We start from the raw sequence: 22,890 nt of genomic DNA on the forward strand, positions 1-22,890 counted from the left end.
ACGTTTTACGGCAGCAGGATCGAGGAGCCGGTGGTTTTGCGGCCTTCCAGTTCGGTGTGGGCCTGCGCCACATCCGCCAGGGCGTAGCGCTGGCGGACCTCGACCTTCACCTCGCCGCTGCCGACCACGCCGAACAGCGACTTGGCCGCCGCTTCCAGTTCCTCCCGGGTGGACAGGTAGGCCATCATCGACGGCCGCGTGATGAACAGCGAGCCGCGATTGGCCAGCTCGGTCAAGCTGAACGGCGGCACCGGTCCCGACGCATTGCCGAAACTGACCATCGTGCCCAGCGGCCGCAGACAATCCAGCGATCCGATGAAGGTATCCTTGCCGATCGAGTCGTACACCGCCGTCACGCCCTTGCCGCCGGTGATCTCCTTCACCCGCTCGGTGAAGTTTTCCTTGTTGTAGTTGATGACGTGGTGCGCGCCGCGCTCGGTGGCCAGCGCCGCCTTCTCCTCCGAGCCCACCGTGCCGATCAAGGTCACGCCCATCACCTTGGCCCACTGGCAGGCGATCAGCCCGACGCCGCCGGCCGCCGCGTGGAACAGGATGGTGTCGCCGGCCTTGAGCGCCACCGTGCGGTGCAGCAGGTACTGCACCGTCAACCCTTGCAGCATCATCGCGGCCGCCGTGTCGAAGCCGATTTTCTCCGGCAGCACCAGCAGCTGCGCGGCCGGCATGTTGCGCGCCTGCGCATAGGAGCCGATCGGCCGGCCGGCGTAGGCCACGCGGTCGCCCACCTGCACCTCGGTCACGCCCTCGCCCACCGCCTCCACCACGCCGGCGCCCTCCATGCCCAGGCCGGCGGGCAGCGGCTGCGGATACAGGCCGGTGCGGTGGTACACATCGATGAAGTTCAGGCCGATCGCCTCATGGCGTACCTGCGCCTCGCCGGGGCCGGGCGGGCCCAGCTCCACGTCCACCAGTTCCATTACCTCGGGGCCGCCGAAGCGGTTGATGCGGATTGCCTTGGTCATGTGTACCTCCGTTGTGCTTGATGCGAAAAGTGTAGCGCCGGTCAGGCCGTGGCGGCGCGCAGCTGCAGCTGCGACAGCACCAGGTGCGCCGACGAGACGTTGGTGGCGCACGGCGTGTTGTGCACGTCGCAGGCGCGCACCAGCGCGTTGATGTCCGGTTCGTGCGGCTGCGGCGTCATCGGGTCGCGCAGGAAGATCACGCAGTCGATCTCGCCCTCGACCAGCATGGAGCCGATCTGCAAGTCGCCGCCGAACGGGCCTGAGTGCTTGCGGTCCACGGTCAGTCCCAGCTCGTTGATCAGGCGGCCGCCGGTGGTGCCGGTCGCGGTCAGCGTGCAGGTGGCCAGGAAGTCCTTGTACTCGGCGGCCAGGGCGATCATGTCGTCTTTTTTCTTGTCGTGGGCAATCAGGGCAATGCGGGTTTTCATGTCTTGATCCTATTTTTTTGACAGCAGATAAATCCCGGCCAGCACCAGCGCGGTGCCTCCCAACTGCCAGGAGGTGACGGGTTCGCCCAGCAGCAGCGCGCCCAGGAACAACGTTGAAACGGGGCCGATCATACCAGCCTGCGAGGCGGTGCCGGCGCCGATGCGTTCGACGGCGGCCATGGTCATAAACACCGGCATCACCGTGCACAGGATGCCGTTGACCAGCGATAGGCCGTACACGGGCAGCGGCTGCAGCAGTCCGGACGCGGGCCGCAGCAGGAAGAACTGGCCGATGCAGGCGACGCTGGAGACGCACATCGCATACGACACCAGCCGCAGCGCGCCGAGCCGGCGCACCATCTCGCCCGACAGCAGCAGGTAGATCGAATACGCGGCGGCCGAGCCGGTGACCAGCAAGGCGCCCAGCACCACGTTCTTGCTGCCGCTGTTGAGGTCATGCAGGAAGACGAACACGATGCCGCAGTAGGAGATCAGCAGCGCCAGCCACTGCTTGCGGCTGATGTGCTGTTTGAGCAGCGTGGAGGAAATCAGCAGCACGAAGGTGGGCGTCAGGAACAGGATCAGCCGTTCGAGGCCAACCGAGATGTATTGCAGGCCGAGGAAGTCGAGGAAGCTGGAGAGGTAGTAGCCGACCAGCCCGAGGCCGATCAGGCGCCAGCGGTCGTTGCTGGTGAGGGGCGCCTCGGTGCGCATTTTCCACAGCGCGATGGCGGCGAACACCGGCAGCGAGAAGATCATGCGGAAGGCGATCAGGGTGACGGCGTCGATGTGATAGCGGTAGAGCAGCTTGGCCACCACCGCCTTGGTCGAAAACAGAACCGCCCCGCCGATGGCGATACCCAAGCCGCCCAGATAGGCGGCGCGCGCCGGCGCGCTGTCCGTGATGCTTTTTTCCATACCGGAATTGTACGGGCAAACGGACAGCGCCGCTGGCGGCGCCTTGTTTTACGCTTAGCTGATCGCCACGGCAGCCGAGCCGGCGGTTACGGTGGCGGTGGTCACGCGGGCCACTACGCTGGCCGGGGCGCTGGCGCCCACCAGTTTGTTGACCTGCTTGAACTGCGCCACCATCTTGCCCGGCGTGAGCGTGACCAGCGTGTAGCCTTGCGCGTCCGTGTTCAAATACTTGATCCACGGGTTGTTGCCCAGGCCGGACAGCTGCTGCGCCAGCGACAGCAGCGAGACGTTGAAATCGCTGTTGGCCTGCAGGCCCGCCAGCACCGCGCCGGTGGTCGCGTCCAACTGCGCCTCCGGCAGGCCCTTGGCGGCCAACGCGCCGCGCACCTGCACGCGGACCTGCTCCGCCAGGCTGGCCAGCGTCGGCGCGGCCTTGCCCATGGTGTAGTCCAGCAGATCGATCGAGATGTTCAGCGTGCCCAGGCCCGTGACCGGGATCGCCAGCGGGTAGGCCACCAGCGTGGCGATGTCGCCCAGCGCCGATGCCGCGTCGCGCAGGTAGCTGAAGAACGAGTCCGAGCTGATACCGGCCGACACCAGATCCACCATCACCGGCGTGCCGCCGCCGGTGGCGTCGAAATCGTCGCTGACGGTGCCGGCGAAGAAGGCGTGGATGTCGCCGGTGATCGCCACCACGTTGCTAATGCTGTTGGTCTTCAGGTGCGCCATCAGCGCCTTGCGCTCGCTGTTGTAGCCGTCCCACTGGTCGCAGTTGAGCAGGAAGCGCGTGAAGAACGGCGCCAGCTGCGCCTTCTTGCCCGACGCCGCCACGAACGGCGATTCGATCTTCTTGGCCTGGATGTCCGGCTTGATGTAGCCGAAGGCGATGGTCTGCGCACCGGCGCCGGCCAGCTGCGCCGGCGTCCCGGCGACGATGCCGCTGGCGGCGATGTAGACGCGCGAATACGCGGCCACCGCGATGGTGGCCTGCGCCACCGTCAGGCCGGCCTTGACACCTGCGCCCACCTGCGTCTCCGGCGTGCTGCCGGGAGTGGCGTAGGCCTGCAGGATCGCGCCGGCGCCAGCCTGCGCCACGGCCGCCGCAGCGCCCGCGGTGGCCGCAGCGACGATCGCGGAAGCCAGCGGGAAGTTGCCGCCCACCGCAGCCGCCGTGCTGCCGATCGACGCCGCGATGGTCGGCACCGCGTTCAGCGCCAGCAGGGTCGCGATGGCGTCCACGCCGTTCAGGCCCATGCGCAGCAGCGACACTTCATTGCCCCACAATTTCCAGGTCGCGGTGGCGGCCTTCATCTTGTCCATCCACCACTGGCGCTGCGTGGTGCCCAGCATGGTCACGGTGGCCAGCGGCTCCAGGCCGATGGTGGTGGCGCCGGCCATCTTCTGCGCCTCGACCGTGTTGAACAAATCCTGCGGCACCAGGTAGCGCGAGCCGATGCGGCCCAGCGCCTGGCCGGTGGCCGGGTTGATCGACGATTCCGGAATCACGTGGTCGGCGCGGTACAGGCGCTCGTCGGTCATCACCAGCTGCATCAGCTTACCGAACTGGAAGTCGCGATAGATCTTGATATTCTGGAAGCCGGTGCTGGCCGTGTCGAAATCGACGTCGGCCGGCATGTACTCGAACCACGCCTGGTTGGCGTTGCGGCGGCGGCCCGTCTGGTGCAGGTCCGAGCCGTCGGCGTTGAAGCTGCCGTCGTAGGTCTGCGCATCCTGCCAGGCGTCGTCCGAGAACTCGTGGTCGTCCCAGATGGCGATGAAGGCGAAGCGCTCGTGCAACGCCTGCAGGCGGCTGTCGGTGCGGTACTTCTTGTACAGGTAGCGGTAGTCGGCCAGCGTGGTGGCGTACTTTGCGCCGGACGTGCCGCTCTTGAACGCGCCGTCCGGCAGCACCAGCGCGTCGTGGCGCGATTCGACCGCGCCCAGTTGGAACGAGTCGCCCACGGTCTCGTAGATGTAATCGCCCAGGTGGACGATGAAGTCCAGGTTCTCGCCCGCGATGCTGCTCATCGCGCCCCAGTGGTTGACGCTCCAGTCCTGGCACGTCATGTAGGCGAACTGCAGCTGCGAGACATCGACATCGGCGGCCGGCGCGGTCTTGAAGCGGCCCACGTTGGAACGGCTGTCGCCGGCGATGAACTGGTAGTAGTAGGTGGTGCCGGCGGTCAGGCCGGTCAGCTTGTGGCGCACGGTGTTGTCGTACTTGACCTGCAGCGGCAGGGTCACGTCGGCCACGGTGGCGCCGCTCAGGGCCACGGCGCCGCCCAGCGAGCTGCTATTATCCACGGCGGTCACGACCAGGCGGATGGCGGAATCGCTGCCGGTGGCGGCGGCGACATTGTCGGCCGATGCCGGCACGGCGCGGGTCCACAGCATGATGCTGTCGGCGCGCGGATCGCCGGAGGCCACGCTTTGCGGGAATTTCCACGCGCCGCTGGCCGGTGGCAAATCGCTGCCAGGCGCCGCGCTGCTGCCGCCGCAAGCGCTCAGGCCTGCGCCCGAGGCCACCGATACCGTCACAAAACTGCCGAATTTAAGAAACTGCCGCCGATCCATGTGTGCTCCGTATTGTAGTTATTAAAAGAAAAATCGTAGCAGGAGGATATGACAGCTTCCCTACAAAAAGTGGAGGCCTGCCTCTAGAGGCGACAACGTGTTACCGTCTTGACTTATTTTTATTGCCAGCCCGCGACATGAAACAACTGATTCCCGCACCACTGCTTGCCAAGGCAGACAAAATCCTGGTCGTCACCCACATGGCGATCGGCGACTTCACCTACATGCAAATGTGCTTTCGCGCGCTGAAGCAGGCCCACCCCCATCTGCAGATCCACCTGTGGGTCGACGAGCGCCGGCGCTCGGACAACCCCGAGGACTGGCCGCACCTGAAGAACTACTCGCTGTACGACTGGCTCACCGCCAGCCCCTACATCGACCAGACCTACACCCAGAACTACAGCCCCGCCCTGCACGCGCAGTCGATCGCCAAGGCGCAGCGCGAGGAGTATCCGATCGTGGTCTCGCTGACGCACATGGCCTGCCACCGCTACGCGCGCCTGACGCGCGAGATCAGCCCGCGCGGCTTCATCGTCGGCCTGAAGAAGCAGAAGTACCGCTTCTTCGAGCTGTCCAAGAAGCTCAGCATCCTGAAGTTCAACGCCACCATGCCGCTGTACGAATCGCAGGAGCGCGACGTGCCGCACGTGAGCGACATCTACGCGCAATGGTTCCAGACAGCCTTCGGCATCGACATCCCCAAGCCGGACCGCTACCCCACCATCCAGATCCCGGACCAGTGGATGGGTTATGCGCGCGATCAATTCGCCGCCTGGGGCCTGCCGCCGCAGGTGGTCTTCATCAACGCCTATTCCAAGGGCGAGGAGCGCTGCTGGCCGCTGGAGCGCGCCTTCGAGCTGATCAAGGAAATGCGCGCCCAGCCCAAGTGGCGCGAAGCTGGCTTTATTGTCAACGTTGTGCCGGAAGACATGCGGAACGCCCAGGCGCTGTACGAACGCCTGGCGCCGCCCGACACCCACCTGTTCTCGGCGGTGGACAATTTCTTCCAGCTGCCGGCCGTGCTCAGCCTGTGCAGCCTGATCATCACGGTGGAAACCGCCGTCATGCACCTGGCGAACGCGGTGCATGTGCCGGTGATCGCCCTGATGCGCCAAAACAACCCGGAATGGGTGCCGATCGACCAGGAAAACAGCGCCGTCATCCTGGTCAAGGAAATGGATGCCTGGGTAACGAAAATCGAGCTGCCAGAGGTGATGGAAAAGGTTTTGAGCTGGCCCCTATGCTAGAATACCGCCCTCACCGCACACCAATGACTTACCGCCGAAGGAAGACCGAACATGGCTGGACACAGCAAATGGGCCAATATCAAGCACAAAAAAGCAGCAACCGATGCTAAGCGTGGCAAGATCTGGACCCGTCTCATCAAGGAAATCACCGTGGCTGCGCGCATGGGCGGCGGCGACCTGAATTCGAACCCGCGCCTGCGCCTGGCCGTGGACAAGGCGGCCGACGCCAATATGCCGAAGGATAACGTGCAACGCGCGATCACCCGCGGCACCGGCGGCGAGGACGGCGCGGCCTACGAAGAGGTTCGCTACGAAGGTTACGGCGTGGGCGGCGCGGCCGTCATCGTCGACTGCATGACCGACAATCGCGTGCGCACCGTGGCTGAAGTGCGCAACGCCTTCAACAAAAACGGCGGCAACATGGGCAACGAAGGCTCGGTGGCCTTCATGTTCAAGCACTGCGGCCAGTTCCTGTTCGCGCCCGGTACCAACGAGGACGCGCTGATGGAAGTGGCGCTGGAAGCGGGCGCCGAAGACGTGGTGGCCGACGAGGAAGGCGGCTTCGAAGTGCTGTGCAACCCGCACGACTTCGCGACCGTCAAGGATGCGCTGGAAGCCGCCGGCTTCAAGGCCGAAGTGGCCGAGATCATCATGAAGCCGGACACCGAGACCGTCTTCACCGGCGATAACGCCGTCAAGATGCAAAAACTGCTGGACGCGCTGGAAGCGCTGGACGATGTCCAGGAAGTCTATTCCAACACGCTGATCGAAGACTGAGGATTTATGAAAATATTGGTAGTCGGCTCCGGCGGCCGTGAACATGCGCTGGCCTGGAAATTGGCGCAATCGGAACGCATCCAGATGGTCTACGTCGCCCCCGGCAACGGCGGCACCGCGCGCGATCCGCGCCTGGTCAACGTCAACATCACGGACCTGCACGAACTGGCGACCTTCGTCGAGCAGGAGCACATCGGCCTGACCGTGGTCGGCCCGGAGACTCCGCTGGCCGGCGGCATCGTCAACCTGTTCCGCGCGCGCGGCCTGAAGGTGTTCGGCCCGACCAAGGAAGCGGCCCAGCTGGAGTCGTCGAAGGACTTCGCCAAGGCCTTCATGCAGCGCCACGGCATCCCGACCGCCAAGTACCAGACCTTCTCGGACGTGGCGCAAGCGCACGCCTACATCGACGCCAACGGCGCGCCGATCGTCATCAAGGCCGACGGCCTGGCCGCCGGCAAGGGCGTGGTGGTGGCGATGTCGCTGGAAGAAGCCCACCGCGCGGTGGACGACATGCTGGCCGATAACCGCTTCGGCGACGCCGGCGCGCGCATCGTCATCGAGGAATTCCTGGCCGGCGAAGAAGCGAGCTTCATCGTCATGTGCGACGGCAAAAACATCCTGCCGCTGGCCACCAGCCAGGATCACAAGCGCCTCAAGGACAACGACGAAGGCCCGAACACCGGCGGCATGGGTGCCTACTCCCCCGCGCCTATCGTCACGCCGGCCATGCACGCCCGCGTGATGCGCGAGATCATCAACCCGACCATCGCCGGCATGGCGAAGGACGGCATCGTCTTCACCGGTTTCCTGTACGCCGGCCTGATGATCGACGCCCAGGGCAATCCGCGCACGCTGGAATTCAACTGCCGCATGGGCGATCCTGAGACGCAGCCGATCATGGCGCGCCTGAAGACCGACCTGGTGGCGGTGATGGAACACGCCGTCAACGGCACGCTGGACCAGATCGAGCTGGAATGGGACCGCCGCACCGCCGTCGGCGTGGTGCTGGCAGCCGCCGGCTACCCGGACGCGCCGCTGAAGGGCGCCGTCATCGACGGCATCCCGGCCGAGACGCCGGAATCGGTGACCTTCCACGCCGGCACCGCCGAAGTGGGCGGCCATCTGCAGGTGACCGGCGGCCGCGTGCTGTGCGTGGTCGGCCTGGGCGACAGCGTCAAGCTGGCGCAGAAGCAGGCTTACGAAGTGGTCGACCAGATTTCGTTCGACGGCATGCAGTGCCGCCGCGACATCGGCTGGCGCGGCCTGAAGCACTAGGACCAGATGTCGTCCCTTCCGAACCCCGGCGCCGTCAAGGCTTACCTGCTCGACCTGCAAGATCGCATTGTGCAGGCGCTGGAGGCCGTCGATGGCAAACCCTTCCTGCGCGACGCGTGGGACCGGCCCGAGGGCGGCGGCGGCATTTCGCGCCTGATCGAGGAAGGCAATGTCATCGAACGCGGTGGCGTCAACTTCTCGCACGTGATGGGCGCCAAGCTGCCGCCATCGGCGTCCGCGCACCGCCCGGACCTGGGCGGCCAGCCGTGGGAAGCGATGGGCGTGTCGCTGGTGATCCATCCGCGCAATCCGTACGCGCCGACGGTGCACATGAACGTGCGCTTCTTCACCACGACCACCGCCAGCGGCGAACCGGCATGGTGGTTCGGCGGCGGCATGGACCTGACGCCCTACTACGGCGACCGGCAGGACGTGAAGCACTTCCACCAGGCCTGCGCCGATGCGCTGGCGCCGTTCGGCGGCGACCTGCACCCGCGCTTCAAGAAATGGTGCGACGAGTATTTTTACCTGAAACACCGCCAGGAAGCGCGCGGCGTTGGCGGCATCTTCTTCGATGACTTCAACGAAGCGGGCTTCGAGCAAAGCTTCGCCATGATGCAGAGCGTCGGCGACGCCTTCCTCAAGGCCTACCAGCCCATCCTGGAACGCCGCAAGGACACGCCGTACGGCGAACGCGAACGCGACTTCCAGGCCTATCGCCGCGGACGTTACGTCGAGTTCAACCTGGTGTTCGACCGCGGCACGCTGTTTGGCCTGCAGTCGGGCGGCCGCACCGAGGCGATTTTGATGTCGATGCCGCCCATCGTCAAATGGCGCTACCGCTGGGAGCCCGAAGCGGGCAGCCCGGAGGCGGCGCTGTACAGCGACTTCCTGCCGCATCGCGACTGGCTCGCCGCGTGACGATGGCTTACCGCGTCGCACTGCTGGGAGGCAGCTACGATCCGGTGCATCACGGTCACGTCGCACTAGGCGCGCACTTTGCGCAACTGCTGCAAGTAGACCAGTTGCGCGTGATCCCCGCCGGCCTGCCATGGCAGAAATCCACCCTGAAGGCGACGCCCCGCCAGCGCGCCGAGATGGTGGCGCTGGCCTTTGCCGGCGCCCCGTACGGCGTCGCGGTCGACATGCAGGAAATCGAGCGCGGCGAACAGGGTCTGGCCACCTACACCATCGACACGCTGCGCCAGGTGCGCGCCGAACTGGGTGCGTCGGCCTCCATCAGCTTCTTGATGGGCGCCGACCAGCTGCAGCGGCTCGACACCTGGCATGAATGGCAGGCGCTGTTCGACTACGCCCATATCTGCGTAGCGGCCCGCCCTGGCTTTAACCTGGCCACCGCCGGCCTTCCGCCGGCAGTGGCCGAGGCGTTTTCCCGCCGTCTGGGAACGCCTGAACAAATCCGCAACACGCCGCACGGTCTGACTTATCTGGCACAGGACTTCGCGGTGGATATCTCCGCCACCGAAATACGTGCGGCATTACAACGGGGGGAAAGTGCAAACTCGCTTATCCCGCCGCTAGTGCTAGACTATATTGAACAACACAATCTATACAAAAGCTAAATGGACATCAAAAAACTGCAATCCCTCGTCGTTGACGCCCTCGAAGACGTCAAGGCCCAAGACATCGCCCTGTTCGATACCACCCATCTGACCAGCCTGTTCGACCGCATCGCCATCGCGTCCGGTACCTCCAATCGTCAAACCAAGGCGCTGGCCGCCTCGGTGCGCGACAAGGTCAAAGCCGCCGGCGGCGACGTCTACGGCATGGAAGGCGAGGACACCGGTGAATGGGTGCTGGTCGACCTGGGCGACATGATCGTCCACATCATGCAGGCGCCGATCCGCGCCTACTACCGCCTGGAAGAAATCTGGGGCGACAAGCCGGTCAAGCTGGGCGCCGCCAAGCGCAAGTCGACCAAGGAAGGCGAGGAAGCCGACGCACCGAAGAAAGTCAGCAGCCACCTGGCCGCCGGCAAAAAGGCCGTCGACGCCTCCCCGGTCATCGAGAAGAAAACCCCGGCACGCAAGGCCGCCGCCGCCAAGCCGGCCGCCGAGAAGAAGCCGGCCGCCAAGAAGGCAGCCGCTGTGCCAGCCGGTAAAACCATCAAGGTCGGCAAGACCAAGTCGGCCGTCGCCGCCGCCGAAGCGCTGAAGGCCCTGCCGCCTAAGCGTAAAGTGGCCAAGCCAAAAGCCGACGAAGCGCCGGTCAAGACCGTCATCAAGCGTATCAAAAAAGTCGAAGAGTAATCGGGCATGCAGCTGATCATCGCTGCGGTCGGCCATAAAATGCCGGCCTGGATAGAAACGGGCTTCGCCGAATACGCGAAGCGCATGCCGCCGGAACTGAAGATCGTGCTGAAGGAAATCAAGCCGGTCGACCGTTCGGGCAGCAAGACCGCCGCCACCGCGATGGCGCTCGAACGCGAGCGCATCGAGGCGGCGCTGCCCAAGTCCGTGCGCATCATCGCCCTCGACGAACGCGGCAAGGACCTGACCTCGGTCGGCCTGTCGCAGCAGCTGGAAGCCTGGCAGCAGGACGGCCGCGACACGGCCTTCCTGATCGGCGGCGCCGATGGCCTCGATCCCGAGCTGAAGGCACGCGCCGAGGGCTTGATCCGCATTTCCAGCATGACGCTGCCGCATGGTATGGTGCGGGTGATGCTGGCGGAGCAGCTGTACCGTGCCTGGTCGATTACACAGAACCACCCGTATCACCGCGTTTAAAATAAAACCATATGAAACCGGTCGACAAAAAGATTTACCTCGCTTCCAAGAGCCCGCGCCGGCGCGAACTGCTGCGCCAGGTGGGCATCGATTTCGAACTTCTGCTGCTGCGCAGCGACGGCCCGCGCGGCGCCGACGTCACCGAGGAGGTGCTGTCCGGCGAGGCGCCGCTCGATTACGTGGCCCGCGTGGCGCGTGAAAAAGCCGCCTTCGCGGCGGACCTGGTGGTCAAGCGCCGCATGGCCCCGCGCGTGGTGCTGGCGGCCGACACCACCGTCACCATCGACGGCGCCATCCTCGGCAAGCCGGCCACGCCCAACGAAGCCATCGCCATGCTGCAGCAGCTGTCCGGCCGCACGCACCAGGTGCTGACCTCGATCGCCGCGCATTCGGCCGATTTCGCCGGCCAGGTCACGCAGGTGTCGGAGGTGCGCTTCGGCGTGCTGACGCCGGCCGCCATCGCCGCCTACTGCGCCACCCAGGAACCCTACGACAAGGCCGGCGCCTACGGCATCCAGGGCCCGGCCGCGGCGTTCATCGAACACATCACCGGCAGCCATTCCGGCATCATGGGCCTGCCCGTGTATGAAACCGTCCAACTGCTGCGCCAGGCGGGTTTGCCGCTGCCCTGAGCGGCGTGTATGATCGTCGTTCACAGCCCCTACAGAAGCCGAGCATGAACGAAGACATCCTGATCAACATCACCCCGCAGGAAACCCGGGTCGCCCTCATCCTGCAGGGCGCCGTGCAAGAGCTGCACATCGAACGCACGCTCACGCGCGGCCTGGCAGGCAATGTCTACTCTGGCAAGGTGGTGCGGGTGCTGCCCGGCATGCAGTCGGCCTTCATCGACATCGGCCTGGAACGCGCGGCCTTCCTGCACGTGGCCGACATCTGGGAAGCCCGCCCGCACGACGGCGGCCAGAACGCCGCCCCCACCCCGATTGAAAAAATCCTGTTCGACGGCCAGGTGCTGACGGTGCAGGTGATCAAGGACCCGATCGGCACCAAGGGCGCGCGGCTGTCGACGCAGATCTCGATCGCCGGCCGCATGCTGGTCTACCTGCCGCAGGACGCCCACATCGGCATTTCGCAGAAGATCGAAAAAGAAGCGGAGCGCGAGGCGCTGCGCGCGCGGCTGCAAAGCCTGCTGCCGCCGGAGGAAAAAGGCGGCTACATCGTGCGCACGCAGGCCGAGGACGCGTCGGACTCCGACATCGCGGCCGACGTCGAATACCTGCGCAAGACCTGGGGTGCGATCCTGCACGGCGCCAAGACCAAGCCGGCCACCACCCTGCTGCATCAGGACTTGAGCCTGGCGCAGCGCGTGCTGCGCGACTTCGTGCACGACGACACCGCCACCATCCAGGTCGACTCGCGCGAGAACTACCTGAAGCTGCAGGAATTCGGCCTGGCCTACACGCCGGGCGTGCTGCCGCGTTTGCAGCACTACACGGGCGAGCGGCCGCTGTTCGATTTGTACGGCGTGGAGGAAGAGATCCTGCGCGCGCTGGGGCGGCGCGTGGACCTCAAGTCCGGCGGCTACCTGATCGTCGACCAGACCGAGGCGATGACCACCATCGACGTCAACACCGGCGGCTTCGTCGGCGGGCGCAATTTCGCCGACACGATTTTCAAGACCAACCTGGAGGCCGCGCACGCGATCGCGCGCCAGCTGCGGCTGCGCAACCTGGGCGGCATCATCATCCTCGACTTCATCGACATGGAGAACACCGAGCACCGCAACGCCGTGCTGCAGGAGTTGAAGAAGACCCTGTCGCGCGACCGCACCAAGGTGTCGGTGTCGGGCTTCTCGGCGCTGGGGCTGGTGGAGATGACACGCAAGCGCACGCGCGAATCGCTGGCGCACATCCTGTGCGAACCGTGCCCGGCGTGCGCCGGCAAGGGCCAAGTGAAAACCTCGCGCACCATCTGCTACGAGATCCTGCGCGAACTGCTGCGCGAAGCCAAGCAGTTCAACCCGCGCGAATTCCGCATCCTCGCCTCGCAGGAGGTGGTGGACATGTTCCTGGAAGAGGAATCGCAGCACCTGGCGATGCTGGGCGACTTCATCGGCAAGAAGATCTCGCTGCAGGTGGAGACCGCTTATCACCAGGAGCAGTACGACGTGATCCTGATGTAAGCGTTGGACGCGTGCGAAAAGTCAGGCCACTCGCGCCTTCGGTAAGAATTTTCGCACGCTGTTCAGGATTCTTGTTTTTCGCTCTTTCGGCGTCAGCCCGTGCCAAATGGAGAACTCCACCGGGGCCACTTCGATTTCATCGAACTCGATCGGATCGGTGATATTCCAGGACAGCGCATCGCGCTCATTGCAATGGGGGCAGCGTGGCATCAGCCCCATATGAAAAGGTTGGCCATCCGCATCGGGATCGCAAGCAACAGTACCAAAAATCGCCTGCAAAACATCGGATTGCCGCGTCTCGTTCAATCCACTCGTCTCCGGGTTGATCTTGATCTCCCGCGCGATATCCAAATAGACGCTGCTATTGATCGCATCCAGATATCGTAAAGACAATGAGTTTTTCTTGCGAAGCAAAAACTCACCGTACGCGTGCGGGCTCACCTGCGGAGCCTTAAAAATTCCTCCGCAGGACTTGCATCGATACTCAAACAATACGAGCTCCACGCTCCCACCGGCGTAACGATTCGAGCTCTTAAAATATCACACGACGCCTAGCCGCGGCGCGCCGTCAGCCACTGGCTCGGCGGCAGCGCGGCGCTGGCCACGCGTACTTCGCCGATGTTGCCGAAGAACCCGTCCGCCCGCGCACCATCCCACGAGCCGCCGCCCACCACCCATGGCGACGACGCCGACAAGGTCGCCAGCCCGACCACGTGGCTGCTGTTGCGCAGCACCGGCGCGCCCTCCACGTACATGACGGTGTCATGCGTGACCGGATCGTTGACGATGGCGATGTGCACCCAGTTGCCGGCGATGATCTCGCCCGACCAGCTGGCCATGCCGTCGCGCTGGCCGCTGACGTCCGGCACCACTTCCCACTGCACTTCGCGCAGGCTGGAGATGGCGAACAGCAGCGGCGGCGATTCCGGGTCGCCGCCGTCGAAGCCGGCCAGGCCGCCGCGCTTGCCGTCGCGCGTCATGATGTTCATCCAGGCGTGCTTGGCCTTGTCCCACGCCGGGTTGATCTTGACGAAGGCTTCGATCGTGTAGCCGGTCGTGGCGAAGGTTTGCGCGTTGATCGCGGCCGTGGCGTCGGTGAGGAAGTAGCTCAGGCGCGGCGCGTTCTTGTCGGTGTTGAGGAAGCTGACCGAGCCCGGCGCCGAGGACAGGCGGTGGTGGTCGCTGCTCCAGACGATGTCGCCGGCCGCCGCGCCGACGATGCCGCCCTGGTTGAGCTGGTCGCGCACCAGCGGATTGGCGCCGGTGACGTCGGCGATGCGTGTGCCGGGCGCGACCGGCGCGCCGTCGCTGCCGCCGTAGAAGCGCCAGTGCGCCACAGTCGATGCCACCTTCGGATAGTCGTCCGCGTCCTTGGGTGCCACCGGCGCGACGATGGCCGGCTCGGTGTAGCCCTTCAGCACCAGGGCCCTGGCCTGCTCGACCAGCGACGACGCGACCGTGGCCTTGCCGGCGCTGAAGCCGGTATTGAAGCGGGCGAAGCGCTTGGCGAAGTTCATGTCGATCGTGAAGCTGTGATTGCTCTCGGTGAGCACCGCGCGGTCGAAGGCGTTCAGCGTGTCGGCCGGCTTCATGGGCACCCACGGCGAGAACGACAGCACCTTGATCTGGTTGTTGGTCAGGTCGAATTCGTACAGGCGCATCAGGCCGTTGCCGCCTTGGTAGGCCATCTGGTAGTCGACCACCATTTCCTCGACCGCGTTGCCGAAGTCGTTCATCTTGGTCAGCCGCGCGCCGCCGTGGTGGTGGCCGTTGAGCGTCATGAAGATCTGGTCGTTATCGCGTATCAGCTTTTCCCACAGCATTTTGCCGTAGCCGGTTTCCAACGGGCTGACCGCGTCCGGCGCGATGTTGAGCAGCTGGTGGTTGACCAGGATGGCCGGCAAGGTCGGATGGTCGGCCAGCACCTTGCGCGCCCAGGCGATGCCGGCGTCCGAGATGCGCCACGACAGCGACAGCACCAGGAACTGCTGGTCCTGCGCCTTGAAGATGTGGTACTCGTGGAAGCCGGTGCTGTCGCGCGCGCCGAAGGTGGCCTGACGCGCCGCGCGTTTGGCGCCGAACCATTGCAGGTAGGGCTCGTTGGCCAGCACGCGCTGGGTGTCGGTGCCCTTGGCCGGGTCGCTGTCGAAGTCGATGTCGTTCAGCACATCGTGGTTGCCGGCCAGGATGGAGTACGGCACCTTGGCCACCTCCAACACCTGCATGGCGCCGTCGGCCACCTTCCACTGCTCCGGCTTGCCGACCTGGTCGACCACGTCGCCCAGATGGATCAGGAACGGGATGTTGAGCGCCTGCGCGTTGCGCGCCACCCAGCTGGTCTGCGCGGCGTAGGGTTCGTTGCCGTAGTGGCGCTCGTACTGATTGCTTTCCGACGAGGTCGCATAGCGCGAATAGAATTGCGTGTCCGGCAGCACCGCCAGCGCGAAGCTGGAAATCCGGGTGTCCGGGGTGTTCGACGAGGCAGCGCTGTCGCCGCCGCAGCCGGCCAGCAGCCCGCCGGCGGACAGGCCCGACGCCAGTCCCAGTTTGAGCAACGACCGCCGTTGTGCATCCTGTGCCATCTTTTCCATGTTACGCCCTCAGCAATGTGAAAGCGCCCATGCTAAAGGTCCCGCATGACTTGCAGATGACAAGGCGTACGGTGCGGGGCTGCCTGCCTAGCGGGTCGGCGCGACCGTGATCACGGTGCGGCTCAGGTCGATGCCGCGGATTTGCACCGAGCCGAAATTGCTGTTGTCGTTGACGCCGGTGCGGATGTTCTGCAGGTCGAGCTCGCCGATCGACGCCGGCAGCGCCAGGTTGACGGAGCCGTCCGCGTTGAGACGCGGCGCGCTGCCGTTCGGCCCGTACACGACATCGCGCGCCGTCACGTCCGCGTTCAGCACGCCCAGCAGCGGGAACAGCACCGAACCCATCTCGGCGCCCTTGGCGTCCGCGCCCAGCACGCCGCCGAACAGGCCGTGCAAGGGAAACAGGCCGCGATGCAGCGAACGCGCCGGCAGCCGAGGCACCGGCGCCGGGATCGGCGTCGATACGCCGCGCAGCTCGGCATCATTCAGGGCGCGCAGCCTGGCCGCGGCCTCGTCGCCGTGCGCACTGGACATCGCAGCGAGCAGCGCGATGCTGGTGAAAATCCGGGTGAGCTTCATCGGGTCTTGTGATTGAGTGCGGCCATGACGTAATGCTAGCATCGCCCGCGCGGCGGTGTGCCACTCAATGCTGACCCTGGCGGCCAATTTGCGTCGCCGCCGCTGTCTTGCCAGCGCCACAGCGCGCACGATTTAGCTCATGCGGCCGTTGAATGTGATGGCATAATTATAATATTAACCACACCATTTCGGAGGCGGCATGGCGGCTCGGCACGTACTGGCGGCATTGGGACTGACTTTGGCGGCGCAGCTCGCGCTGGCGGACGAACACGCACCGGTGGCGGCGCCGGCGCCGGCCGTCGGCGATTCCTGGACCTACCAGTACACCGACGTCTGGAAGGGCGCGAAGGGCAACCTCAACCGCATGGAAGTGACCGGCGTCGACGCCGCCGGCGTGCATGTCGACATCAAGCGCGCCGCCAGCGGCGCCCTATTGACCAAGCAGCTGTTCAGCGCCGAGATGAATCCCATCGACCGCGGCGCCATGCACTTCGCGCCGGCGTTCTCGCGCTACGCCTTCCCGCTCACGCCCGGCAAGGAGTGGACCACCGACGCCACCGGCGACAATCCCAAGTCCGGCAAGCACTGGCGCTACCGCATCAAGGGCAAGGTGCTAAACTGGGAAAAGATCAAGGTGGCGGCCGGCGAGTTCGACGCGCTGAAGGTCGAGGTGGAGGCGCTGTACCACGGCGAGGAACCGAACAGCCCCGGCGGCAGCGGCCAGCTGACCGAGACGGTGTGGTTCGCGCCGGAGGTCAACAACTTCGTCAAGCTCGACTATCGTGACACCGACTGGAACGGCCGCATCTTCAACCGCGACAGCTGGGAACTGACCACCTTCGTGCGCAAATAAACGCAAATGAGCCGCCATGCCCACCGACGCCACTCCGCCCACGCCCTACAGCGACGGGCTGCTGCACGCCCGCGCCGGGATGGCGCGGCCGCGGTCGCCACCGGTGCCGCTGGCGGCCGGCGTCCACCGGCTGGCCTTCCCGAATAACCGCCACGCCCGCCTGTATGTGCCGGAGCAAGAGGACGATGCGCCGCTGCCGCTGCTGGTGCTGCTGCACGGCGCCGGCGGCCAGCACGGCGGCGGCGACCTGCTGGCGCTGGCGCACGCGGCCCAGCAGCGCTTCCTGCTGCTCATGCCCGAGGCGCTGTCGACCAGCTGGGACTTCCTGCGCGGCGGCTACGGCCCCGACCTGGCCTTCATCGACCTTCTGCTGTCATGGACCATGCAGCGCTACGACGTGGATGCCGACGCGGTGGCGCTGGGCGGCTTTTCCGACGGCGCCTCGTACGCGCTGTCGGTCGGCCTGATGAATGGTGGGCTGTTCGCCGACATCTTCGCCTTCTCGCCCGGCTTCATGTCGCCGCTGCGGCGCAGTGGCATGCCGCGCGTGTTCATCGCCCACGGCAAGCAGGACCAGGTGCTGCCGGTGGAACGCGGCAAGGCCATCGCCGTGCGCCTGGCAGGCGAAGGCTACGCGGTGCAGTATGGAGAATTCGACGGCGCCCACCTGGTGTCGCCGCCGCTGGCGCATGCGGCGTTGCGCCAGATGAGCGAACGCTAGGACGCCGTTGGCGGCACGGCGGCCGCGCTGACCTGGTTGCGGCCGGCGGACTTGGCCGCGTACAGCGCCTTGTCGGCCGCCTCCACCAACTGGCCGGACACGTCGCCCCGGCGCGGCGCCATCGCCGCCACGCCGGCGCTGACGGTCACCATGCCGAACGGGCTGCCGTTGTGCGGCGTCTGCAATCCGGCGATGGCCTGCCGGATGCGCTCGGCCACCGCGACCGCGCCCTCGATGCCGGTGTTCGGCAGCAAAATGGCGATCTCCTCGCCGCCGTAGCGGGCCACCACGTCGCCGGGTCGCTTGGGCGTCAGCGCGCGGATCAGCTTGCTCACGGCGCACAGGCAATCGTCGCCGGCGCCGTGGCCGTACAGGTCGTTGTACTGCTTGAAGTAGTCGACGTCGATCATCACGCAGGACAGCGTGTCCTCGTGCCGGATCGCGCGGCTGAACTCGTTGCCCAGCGTGACGTCGAGCTGGCGGCGGTTGGCCAGCCCGGTCAGGCCGTCCTGCATGGCCAGCCGCTCCAGCGTGCGGTTGGCGCCCTCGAGCGCGTCGCGCGCCCGGCGCAGCTCGGCCTCGGCCTGCACCCGCAGATTGATCTGGTCCACCAGCCGCTTGCCGAAAAAGCCCAGCAGCGCGGCCAGCACGATCACGCCGATCGAGCGCATGAAGCTGTCGTGGCGCCACTGCTCCAGCATCTCCTCCTGCGACAGCGCGGCCGTCACGAACAGCGGATAGTGCTCCAGCCCGCGGTAGCTGTTGTAGCGCACCTCGCCGTCGTACGACGAGGCGAACAGGCCGCTGCCGCCGCTGTGCGCGCGGTAGGCGCGGAACAGCGTGCTGTCGGCGAGGCTGACGCCGACCCGGTTCTCGTCGAACGGCTGGCGCAGCATCAGCGCGCCCTGGCCGGAGATCAGCGCCACCGCGCCGCGTGCACCGATGTCGAAGCTCTGGTAGTAGCGGCGGAAGTAGTCGATGTCCAGCGTGGCCAGCACCACGCCGCCGAAGCCGCCGTCGGCCTTGTTGAGGCGGCGCGAGACCGGGATGATCCATTTGCCGCTGGTGCGGCTGATCACCGGCGGGCCCACGTGCGGGACGCGTTCGGCGTGGGTGCGGTGGTACTCGAAGTATTCGCGGTCGGCGTTGTTGAGCGAGGCGCCCAGCACGGCGGGCGAATTGACCAGCCACTGGCCGCGCTCGTCGTACATGAACAGTCCGGCCAGCTGCGGCAGGTTGGCCACGTGCGCCTGCATCTGGCGGCGCACCCGCACCAGCTGCGGCGCGCCCAAGCCGTCGGCCTCGATGCGCTCGACGATGTCGGCCAGCGCGGTGTCGGCGGCCTTGATGGTGTCGTCGGCGTGCTGGGCCATCGCGCGCGCCACGTTGGAGGCCAGGCGCTGCATTTCCTGCAGCTGGGCCTCGCGCGCGATCAGGCTGCGCCAGACGTCGACCGCCACCAGCGACAGGCAGACCACGCCGACAAACAGCGTGGCCCAGAATGTGATCGTATAGCGCTTAAACATGGGAGAAACAGCCGGTGGGCGCGGCCATACAGGAAATCGGGCGTGCCGCGCCGTTCAAGGCGCGGGCAGCATCGGTTCGAGTCTGTGCCATACGAGCTCCGGCGTCAACTTGACCATGCAGTCCTGGTGCCCCAGCGGACACTCGCGCTGCTTGCACGGCGCGCAGTCCAGCCGCAGCGACAGCGAGGCCGCCAAGTCGGAAAACGGCGGCGCGTGGTCCGGGTCGGTGGGGCCGTACAACGCCACCACCGGCCGGTTCAGCGCCGAGGCGATGTGCAGCAGGCCGGAATCGTTGGCGACCACGGCGGCGCTGCCGGCGATCAGCGCGATGGCCTCGGCCAGGCTGGTGGAGCCGGCCAGGTTGAACACGGCGCCGCCGGCGATGCCGGCCGCCACCTCGGCGCAGGCCGGCTGGTCCTTGGGCGAGCCGAGCAGGACGATCTGGGCCGCGCCGTCGCGCGCCAGGATGGCTTGCGCCAGGCCGGCGAAGTGGGCCGCCGGCCAGCGCTTGGCGCCGCCGAACTCGGCGCCGGGCGCGAACGCCACCACCGGCCGCGCCAGGTCGATGCCGTGGCGCTGGCGCACCGCCGCGACCTGCGCCGCGTCCACCGCCATGCGCGGGCGCGGCAGGGCGGCACGCGTCAGCAGCGGTGCTTGCGGCGCGCCGGCCAAGGCAGCGTAGAACGCCACCATCGGCCGGGGCGGCGTGTCGTCGTGGTGCATCACGTTGATCAGGCCGTGGCGGCTCTCGCCCTTGTAGCCGACCCGGCGCTTGATGCCGGCCAGCCAGGGAATCAGCGCGTACTTGATGGTGTTGGGCAGCACATAGGCGTCGGCGTAGCCGCGCTGGCGCAGCAGGCGGGCGTACTTCCAGCGCTCCTTCAACTGCAGCGCGCCGTGGCGGAACGGGGTTTCCAGCACCTCGTCGACCTCGGCCATCTGGCGCCACACGGGCGACACCGCCGGCGGCGCCAGCACGTCGATCGGCCGGCCGGGATGGGCGGCGCGCAGCAGCTGCAGCAGCGGCTGGGCCATGACGGCGTCGCCGATCCAGTTGGGGGAGATGACCAGGGTGCGCGGGGCGGTCCCGGCGGTGACGGTTTTATCGGGTAACACGGAATCTTTCATCGTCAGGCCGGTGGCCCATGCCGGCTCGATTATCGCCCATCGCGGCCCCCGCCACAAGCCGGGGCCGCCTCTGGAAGGGCCCGGCCATGCTGCTATAATCAGCCTTTTTGCCGGCCCCCGCCGCCCCGACCGCGTGACCATGACTCCAGCCAGCCCCTCGACGCCGCACACCGAATATGGCGGTCCGCTCTCCTCGACGATGATCTTCCTGCTGCCGGCGCTGGCGCTGTCGAGCAAGCTTGGCCTCGGCATCGTCCAGCTGCTGATCCTGCTGCTGTTGATCCGCCGCGGCCGCACGCTGCTGCCGCTGTACAAGCGCCACTGGAACGACATCGGCGGCGTGGTGCTGGCCTTCGGCGGCTACTTCCTGGTGTCGCTGGTGCGGCTGGCGGTGGACCACCAGCGCCTGAACACCCTGGACGGGCCGTCGCGCCTGCTGTTCGGTCTGAGCTGCATCGCCGTGGTCTACTACCTGCGCCCGCGCGCCCGCCACTTCTGGCTGGGGCTGTGCTTTGCCGCCGTGCTGTCGGCCGTGGTCGCGCTGTTCCAGGTGACCGTGCTCGGCATGGACCGCGCGATCGGCTTCACCCACCATGAAATCACCTTCGGCGACCTGGCGCTGGCCTGCGGCCTGATGTCGCTGTGCGGCCTGACCGACCTGCGCAACACGCGCATGGCCTGGCTGCCCGGCGTCGGCCTGGTGTGCGGCCTGCTGGCTTCGATGCTGTCGGCCTCGCGCGGTGGCTGGCTGGCGCTGCCGCTGGTCGCGATCCCGGTGGTCCGCTACGGCGTGCAGCTATACGGCCGCCGCCTGCTGGTGGTGGGCGCCGTGCTGCTGGCGCTGGTCGTGCTGGCGCTGGCCATACCGGCCACCGGCGTGGCCGGGCGGATCGAACAGGCGCTGGCGGAAATCCAGCGCTACCTGACGCTGGGCGACGCCACCACCTCGGTCGGCATCCGCCTGGAGCTGTGGAAGGCGTCGGTGATGATGTTCCTCGAACATCCGTGGCTGGGCGTGGGCCGCGACCAGTTCGACGTGGCGCTGCACGCGCTGGCGGCCCAGGGCCGCCTGCAGCAGTCGCCGGCGCTGATCTACAGCAGCAGCCACAACGACATGCTGAACTGCCTGGCCACCGGCGGCCTGCTGGATTTCAGCCTGCTGATCCTGATGTATGTGGCGCCGCTGCGCTTCTTCTCCCGCCAGCTGCGCAGCGCGGACCGGGGCCAGCGCCCGCTGGCCCTGGCCGGCATGGTGGTGGTGGTGGCCTTCATGGGTTTCGGCCTGACCGACGTGATGTTCTGGCTGATGATGACGAAAGTGTTTTACGTCATGATGGTGTGCAGCCTGGTCGGCATGTGCCTGGCCGCGCAATACCCGGCGCCGGTGCCGCGCCGCATCCTGATCGCCCGCACCGACAACATCGGCGACGTGGTGCTGACCTTGCCGCTGGCCGGCTACCTGAAGCAGCTGTATCCGCAGGCCGAGATCGTGTTCCTGTGCCGCCGCTACGCCGCCGCCGTGGTGGCGCAGTGCCGCCACGTGGACCAGGTGCTGACGCAGGAGGAACTGGGCGAAGACTGGGCCGACGGCCTGGCACGCAGCGGCTGCGATACGATGATCTTCACCTTCCCGATGCGCACGCTGGCGGCGGCCGCGCGCCGCGCCGGCATCGAGCGCCGCATCGGCAGCAGCCACCGCATCCACCACTGGTACCACTGCAACCGCCTGGCCACCTTCAGCCGCGCCAATTCGCCGCTGCACGAGGCGCAGCTGAACTTCAAGCTGCTGCTGCCGCTGGGCGTGGACTACGAGCCGCCGCTGGAACTGTTGAAGACCATGTACGGCCTGAACACGCCGCGCCATCCGGCCGCCGACGCGCTGCTGGCCGGTCCCGGCTTCAAGCTGATCCTGCATCCGAAGTCCAACGGCAACGGCCGCGAATGGCCGCTGCAGCACTACACGACGCTGGCCGAGTTGCTGGGCGGGGTCGAGGGCGTGCGGGTGCTGGTGACCGGCAGCAAGGCCGAGGGCGAGCTCCTGGCGCGGCAGGCGCCGGCCCTGCTGGACTTGCCGAACGTGGAGAATCTGTGCGGGAAGTTGGACCTGGACGGCTTCACCGCGCTGATCGGCGGCTGCGACGGCTTGATCGCCAGCGGCACCGGGCCGCTGCACCTGGCGTCCGCGCTGGGGCGGCCGGCGCTGGGGCTGTTCCCGCCGCTCAAGCCGATCGACATCGTGCGCTGGGGCGCCTTGGGTCCGCGCGCGCGCAGCCTGTGCACGCCGGTCGCCTGCGGCCACTGCGAGGACGCGGCGCGCTGCACCTGCATGCTGGCGATCACGCCGCAACAGGTGCTGGAGGTGGTGGAATCGTGGCGCGCCGAGGCGCTGGTGCCGGCTTAGTC

General features: G+C 66.6%; 21 protein-coding genes. 12 read left to right on the forward strand and 9 right to left on the reverse strand.

Features of this window, described 5'->3' with window-relative positions:
- Positions 1–5: 5 nt before the first annotated feature.
- Genes ACUJB0_RS14455 through ACUJB0_RS14470 form a run of 4 tightly spaced genes read right to left on the reverse strand, consistent with a single transcriptional unit; the run spans position 6 to position 4,900 of the window.
- Complete coding sequence (locus ACUJB0_RS14455) at positions 6–980, reverse strand: quinone oxidoreductase family protein (protein ID WP_444845831.1); 975 nt, start codon at positions 978–980, stop codon at positions 6–8.
- 41 nt (positions 981–1,021) lie between these two features.
- Entirely contained in the window at positions 1,022–1,408 is a 387-nt protein-coding gene (locus ACUJB0_RS14460; protein ID WP_161084055.1) for a methylglyoxal synthase, read from the reverse strand.
- A gap of 9 nt (positions 1,409–1,417) precedes the next feature.
- A complete protein-coding gene (locus ACUJB0_RS14465; RefSeq protein ID WP_444845832.1) occupies positions 1,418–2,326 on the reverse strand; it encodes a DMT family transporter in 909 nt (302 codons plus the stop codon).
- Positions 2,327–2,380: 54 nt separating this feature from the next.
- Positions 2,381–4,900 (reverse strand): alkaline phosphatase D family protein, encoded by a 2,520-nt coding sequence (locus ACUJB0_RS14470; protein ID WP_444845833.1) that lies wholly within the window; start codon positions 4,898–4,900, stop codon positions 2,381–2,383.
- Between the two features lie 137 nt (positions 4,901–5,037).
- Here ACUJB0_RS14470 and ACUJB0_RS14475 point away from each other — a divergent pair, with 137 nt between their 5' ends.
- From ACUJB0_RS14475 to rng, 9 genes are read left to right on the forward strand one after another with little or no spacing between them, the layout of a single operon-like run.
- Positions 5,038–6,147 carry a glycosyltransferase family 9 protein gene (locus ACUJB0_RS14475; RefSeq protein ID WP_444845834.1) on the forward strand — a complete coding sequence of 370 codons (1,110 nt, stop codon included), beginning with the start codon at positions 5,038–5,040 and terminating at the stop codon, positions 6,145–6,147.
- A gap of 51 nt (positions 6,148–6,198) precedes the next feature.
- A complete protein-coding gene (locus ACUJB0_RS14480) occupies positions 6,199–6,924 on the forward strand; it encodes a YebC/PmpR family DNA-binding transcriptional regulator (protein WP_444845835.1) in 726 nt (241 codons plus the stop codon).
- A 6-nt stretch (positions 6,925–6,930) separates the two neighbouring features.
- Positions 6,931–8,199: a phosphoribosylamine--glycine ligase gene (purD, locus tag ACUJB0_RS14485; protein WP_444845836.1), complete on the forward strand. Its 1,269-nt coding sequence runs from the start codon at positions 6,931–6,933 to the stop codon at positions 8,197–8,199.
- Positions 8,200–8,205: 6 nt separating this feature from the next.
- Positions 8,206–9,120: an oxygen-dependent coproporphyrinogen oxidase gene (gene hemF, locus ACUJB0_RS14490; RefSeq protein WP_444845837.1), complete on the forward strand. Its 915-nt coding sequence runs from the start codon at positions 8,206–8,208 to the stop codon at positions 9,118–9,120.
- Between the two features lie 2 nt (positions 9,121–9,122).
- A complete protein-coding gene (locus ACUJB0_RS14495; RefSeq protein ID WP_161098983.1) occupies positions 9,123–9,782 on the forward strand; it encodes a nicotinate-nucleotide adenylyltransferase in 660 nt (219 codons plus the stop codon).
- A complete protein-coding gene (rsfS, locus tag ACUJB0_RS14500; RefSeq protein WP_444845838.1) occupies positions 9,783–10,469 on the forward strand; it encodes a ribosome silencing factor in 687 nt (228 codons plus the stop codon). It begins immediately after the preceding gene.
- Between the two features lie 6 nt (positions 10,470–10,475).
- Positions 10,476–10,946 (forward strand): 23S rRNA (pseudouridine(1915)-N(3))-methyltransferase RlmH, encoded by a 471-nt coding sequence (gene rlmH, locus ACUJB0_RS14505; RefSeq protein ID WP_008451768.1) that lies wholly within the window; start codon positions 10,476–10,478, stop codon positions 10,944–10,946.
- 11 nt (positions 10,947–10,957) lie between these two features.
- The gene (locus ACUJB0_RS14510; RefSeq protein ID WP_444845839.1) at positions 10,958–11,578 is read left to right on the forward strand and encodes a Maf family protein; all 621 of its coding nucleotides are present in this window, start codon (positions 10,958–10,960) and stop codon (positions 11,576–11,578) included.
- Positions 11,579–11,622: 44 nt separating this feature from the next.
- Positions 11,623–13,089: a ribonuclease G gene (rng, locus tag ACUJB0_RS14515; RefSeq protein WP_117011899.1), complete on the forward strand. Its 1,467-nt coding sequence runs from the start codon at positions 11,623–11,625 to the stop codon at positions 13,087–13,089.
- A 21-nt stretch (positions 13,090–13,110) separates the two neighbouring features.
- Here the strand turns inward: rng and ACUJB0_RS14520 are convergent, their stop codons facing one another.
- From ACUJB0_RS14520 to ACUJB0_RS14530, 3 genes are all read right to left on the reverse strand, one after another.
- Positions 13,111–13,593, reverse strand: coding sequence for a hypothetical protein (locus tag ACUJB0_RS14520; protein WP_444845840.1), 483 nt, complete (start codon positions 13,591–13,593; stop codon positions 13,111–13,113).
- A 47-nt stretch (positions 13,594–13,640) separates the two neighbouring features.
- Positions 13,641–15,680, reverse strand: a complete 2,040-nt coding sequence (locus ACUJB0_RS14525) for a LamG-like jellyroll fold domain-containing protein (protein ID WP_444845841.1) — start codon at positions 15,678–15,680, stop codon at positions 13,641–13,643.
- An 87-nt stretch (positions 15,681–15,767) separates the two neighbouring features.
- Positions 15,768–16,259 carry a hypothetical protein gene (locus ACUJB0_RS14530; RefSeq protein ID WP_444845842.1) on the reverse strand — a complete coding sequence of 164 codons (492 nt, stop codon included), beginning with the start codon at positions 16,257–16,259 and terminating at the stop codon, positions 15,768–15,770.
- 199 nt (positions 16,260–16,458) lie between these two features.
- On the opposite strand from ACUJB0_RS14530, the gene ACUJB0_RS14535 reads away from it, so the two are divergent.
- Positions 16,459–17,112: a hypothetical protein gene (locus ACUJB0_RS14535; RefSeq protein WP_444845843.1), complete on the forward strand. Its 654-nt coding sequence runs from the start codon at positions 16,459–16,461 to the stop codon at positions 17,110–17,112.
- A 16-nt stretch (positions 17,113–17,128) separates the two neighbouring features.
- Positions 17,129–17,833 carry an alpha/beta hydrolase gene (locus tag ACUJB0_RS14540; RefSeq protein WP_444845844.1) on the forward strand — a complete coding sequence of 235 codons (705 nt, stop codon included), beginning with the start codon at positions 17,129–17,131 and terminating at the stop codon, positions 17,831–17,833.
- On the opposite strand, the gene ACUJB0_RS14545 is transcribed toward ACUJB0_RS14540, so the two are convergent.
- Positions 17,830–19,359, reverse strand: a complete 1,530-nt coding sequence (locus ACUJB0_RS14545) for a sensor domain-containing diguanylate cyclase (RefSeq protein ID WP_444845845.1) — start codon at positions 19,357–19,359, stop codon at positions 17,830–17,832. The genes ACUJB0_RS14540 and ACUJB0_RS14545 overlap by 4 nt on opposite strands.
- A 54-nt stretch (positions 19,360–19,413) precedes the next feature.
- Positions 19,414–20,487 (reverse strand): lipopolysaccharide heptosyltransferase II, encoded by a 1,074-nt coding sequence (gene waaF, locus ACUJB0_RS14550; protein WP_444845846.1) that lies wholly within the window; start codon positions 20,485–20,487, stop codon positions 19,414–19,416.
- A gap of 139 nt (positions 20,488–20,626) precedes the next feature.
- Here waaF and ACUJB0_RS14555 point away from each other — a divergent pair, with 139 nt between their 5' ends.
- On the forward strand, positions 20,627–22,888 hold the full coding sequence (locus ACUJB0_RS14555) for a glycosyltransferase family 9 protein (protein ID WP_444845847.1): 2,262 nt from the start codon (positions 20,627–20,629) through the stop codon (positions 22,886–22,888).
- Positions 22,889–22,890: the final 2 nt, after the last annotated feature.

Source organism: Duganella caerulea, assembly GCF_040362985.1.
Lineage (GTDB): Bacteria > Pseudomonadota > Gammaproteobacteria > Burkholderiales > Burkholderiaceae_D > Rugamonas > Rugamonas vulcania.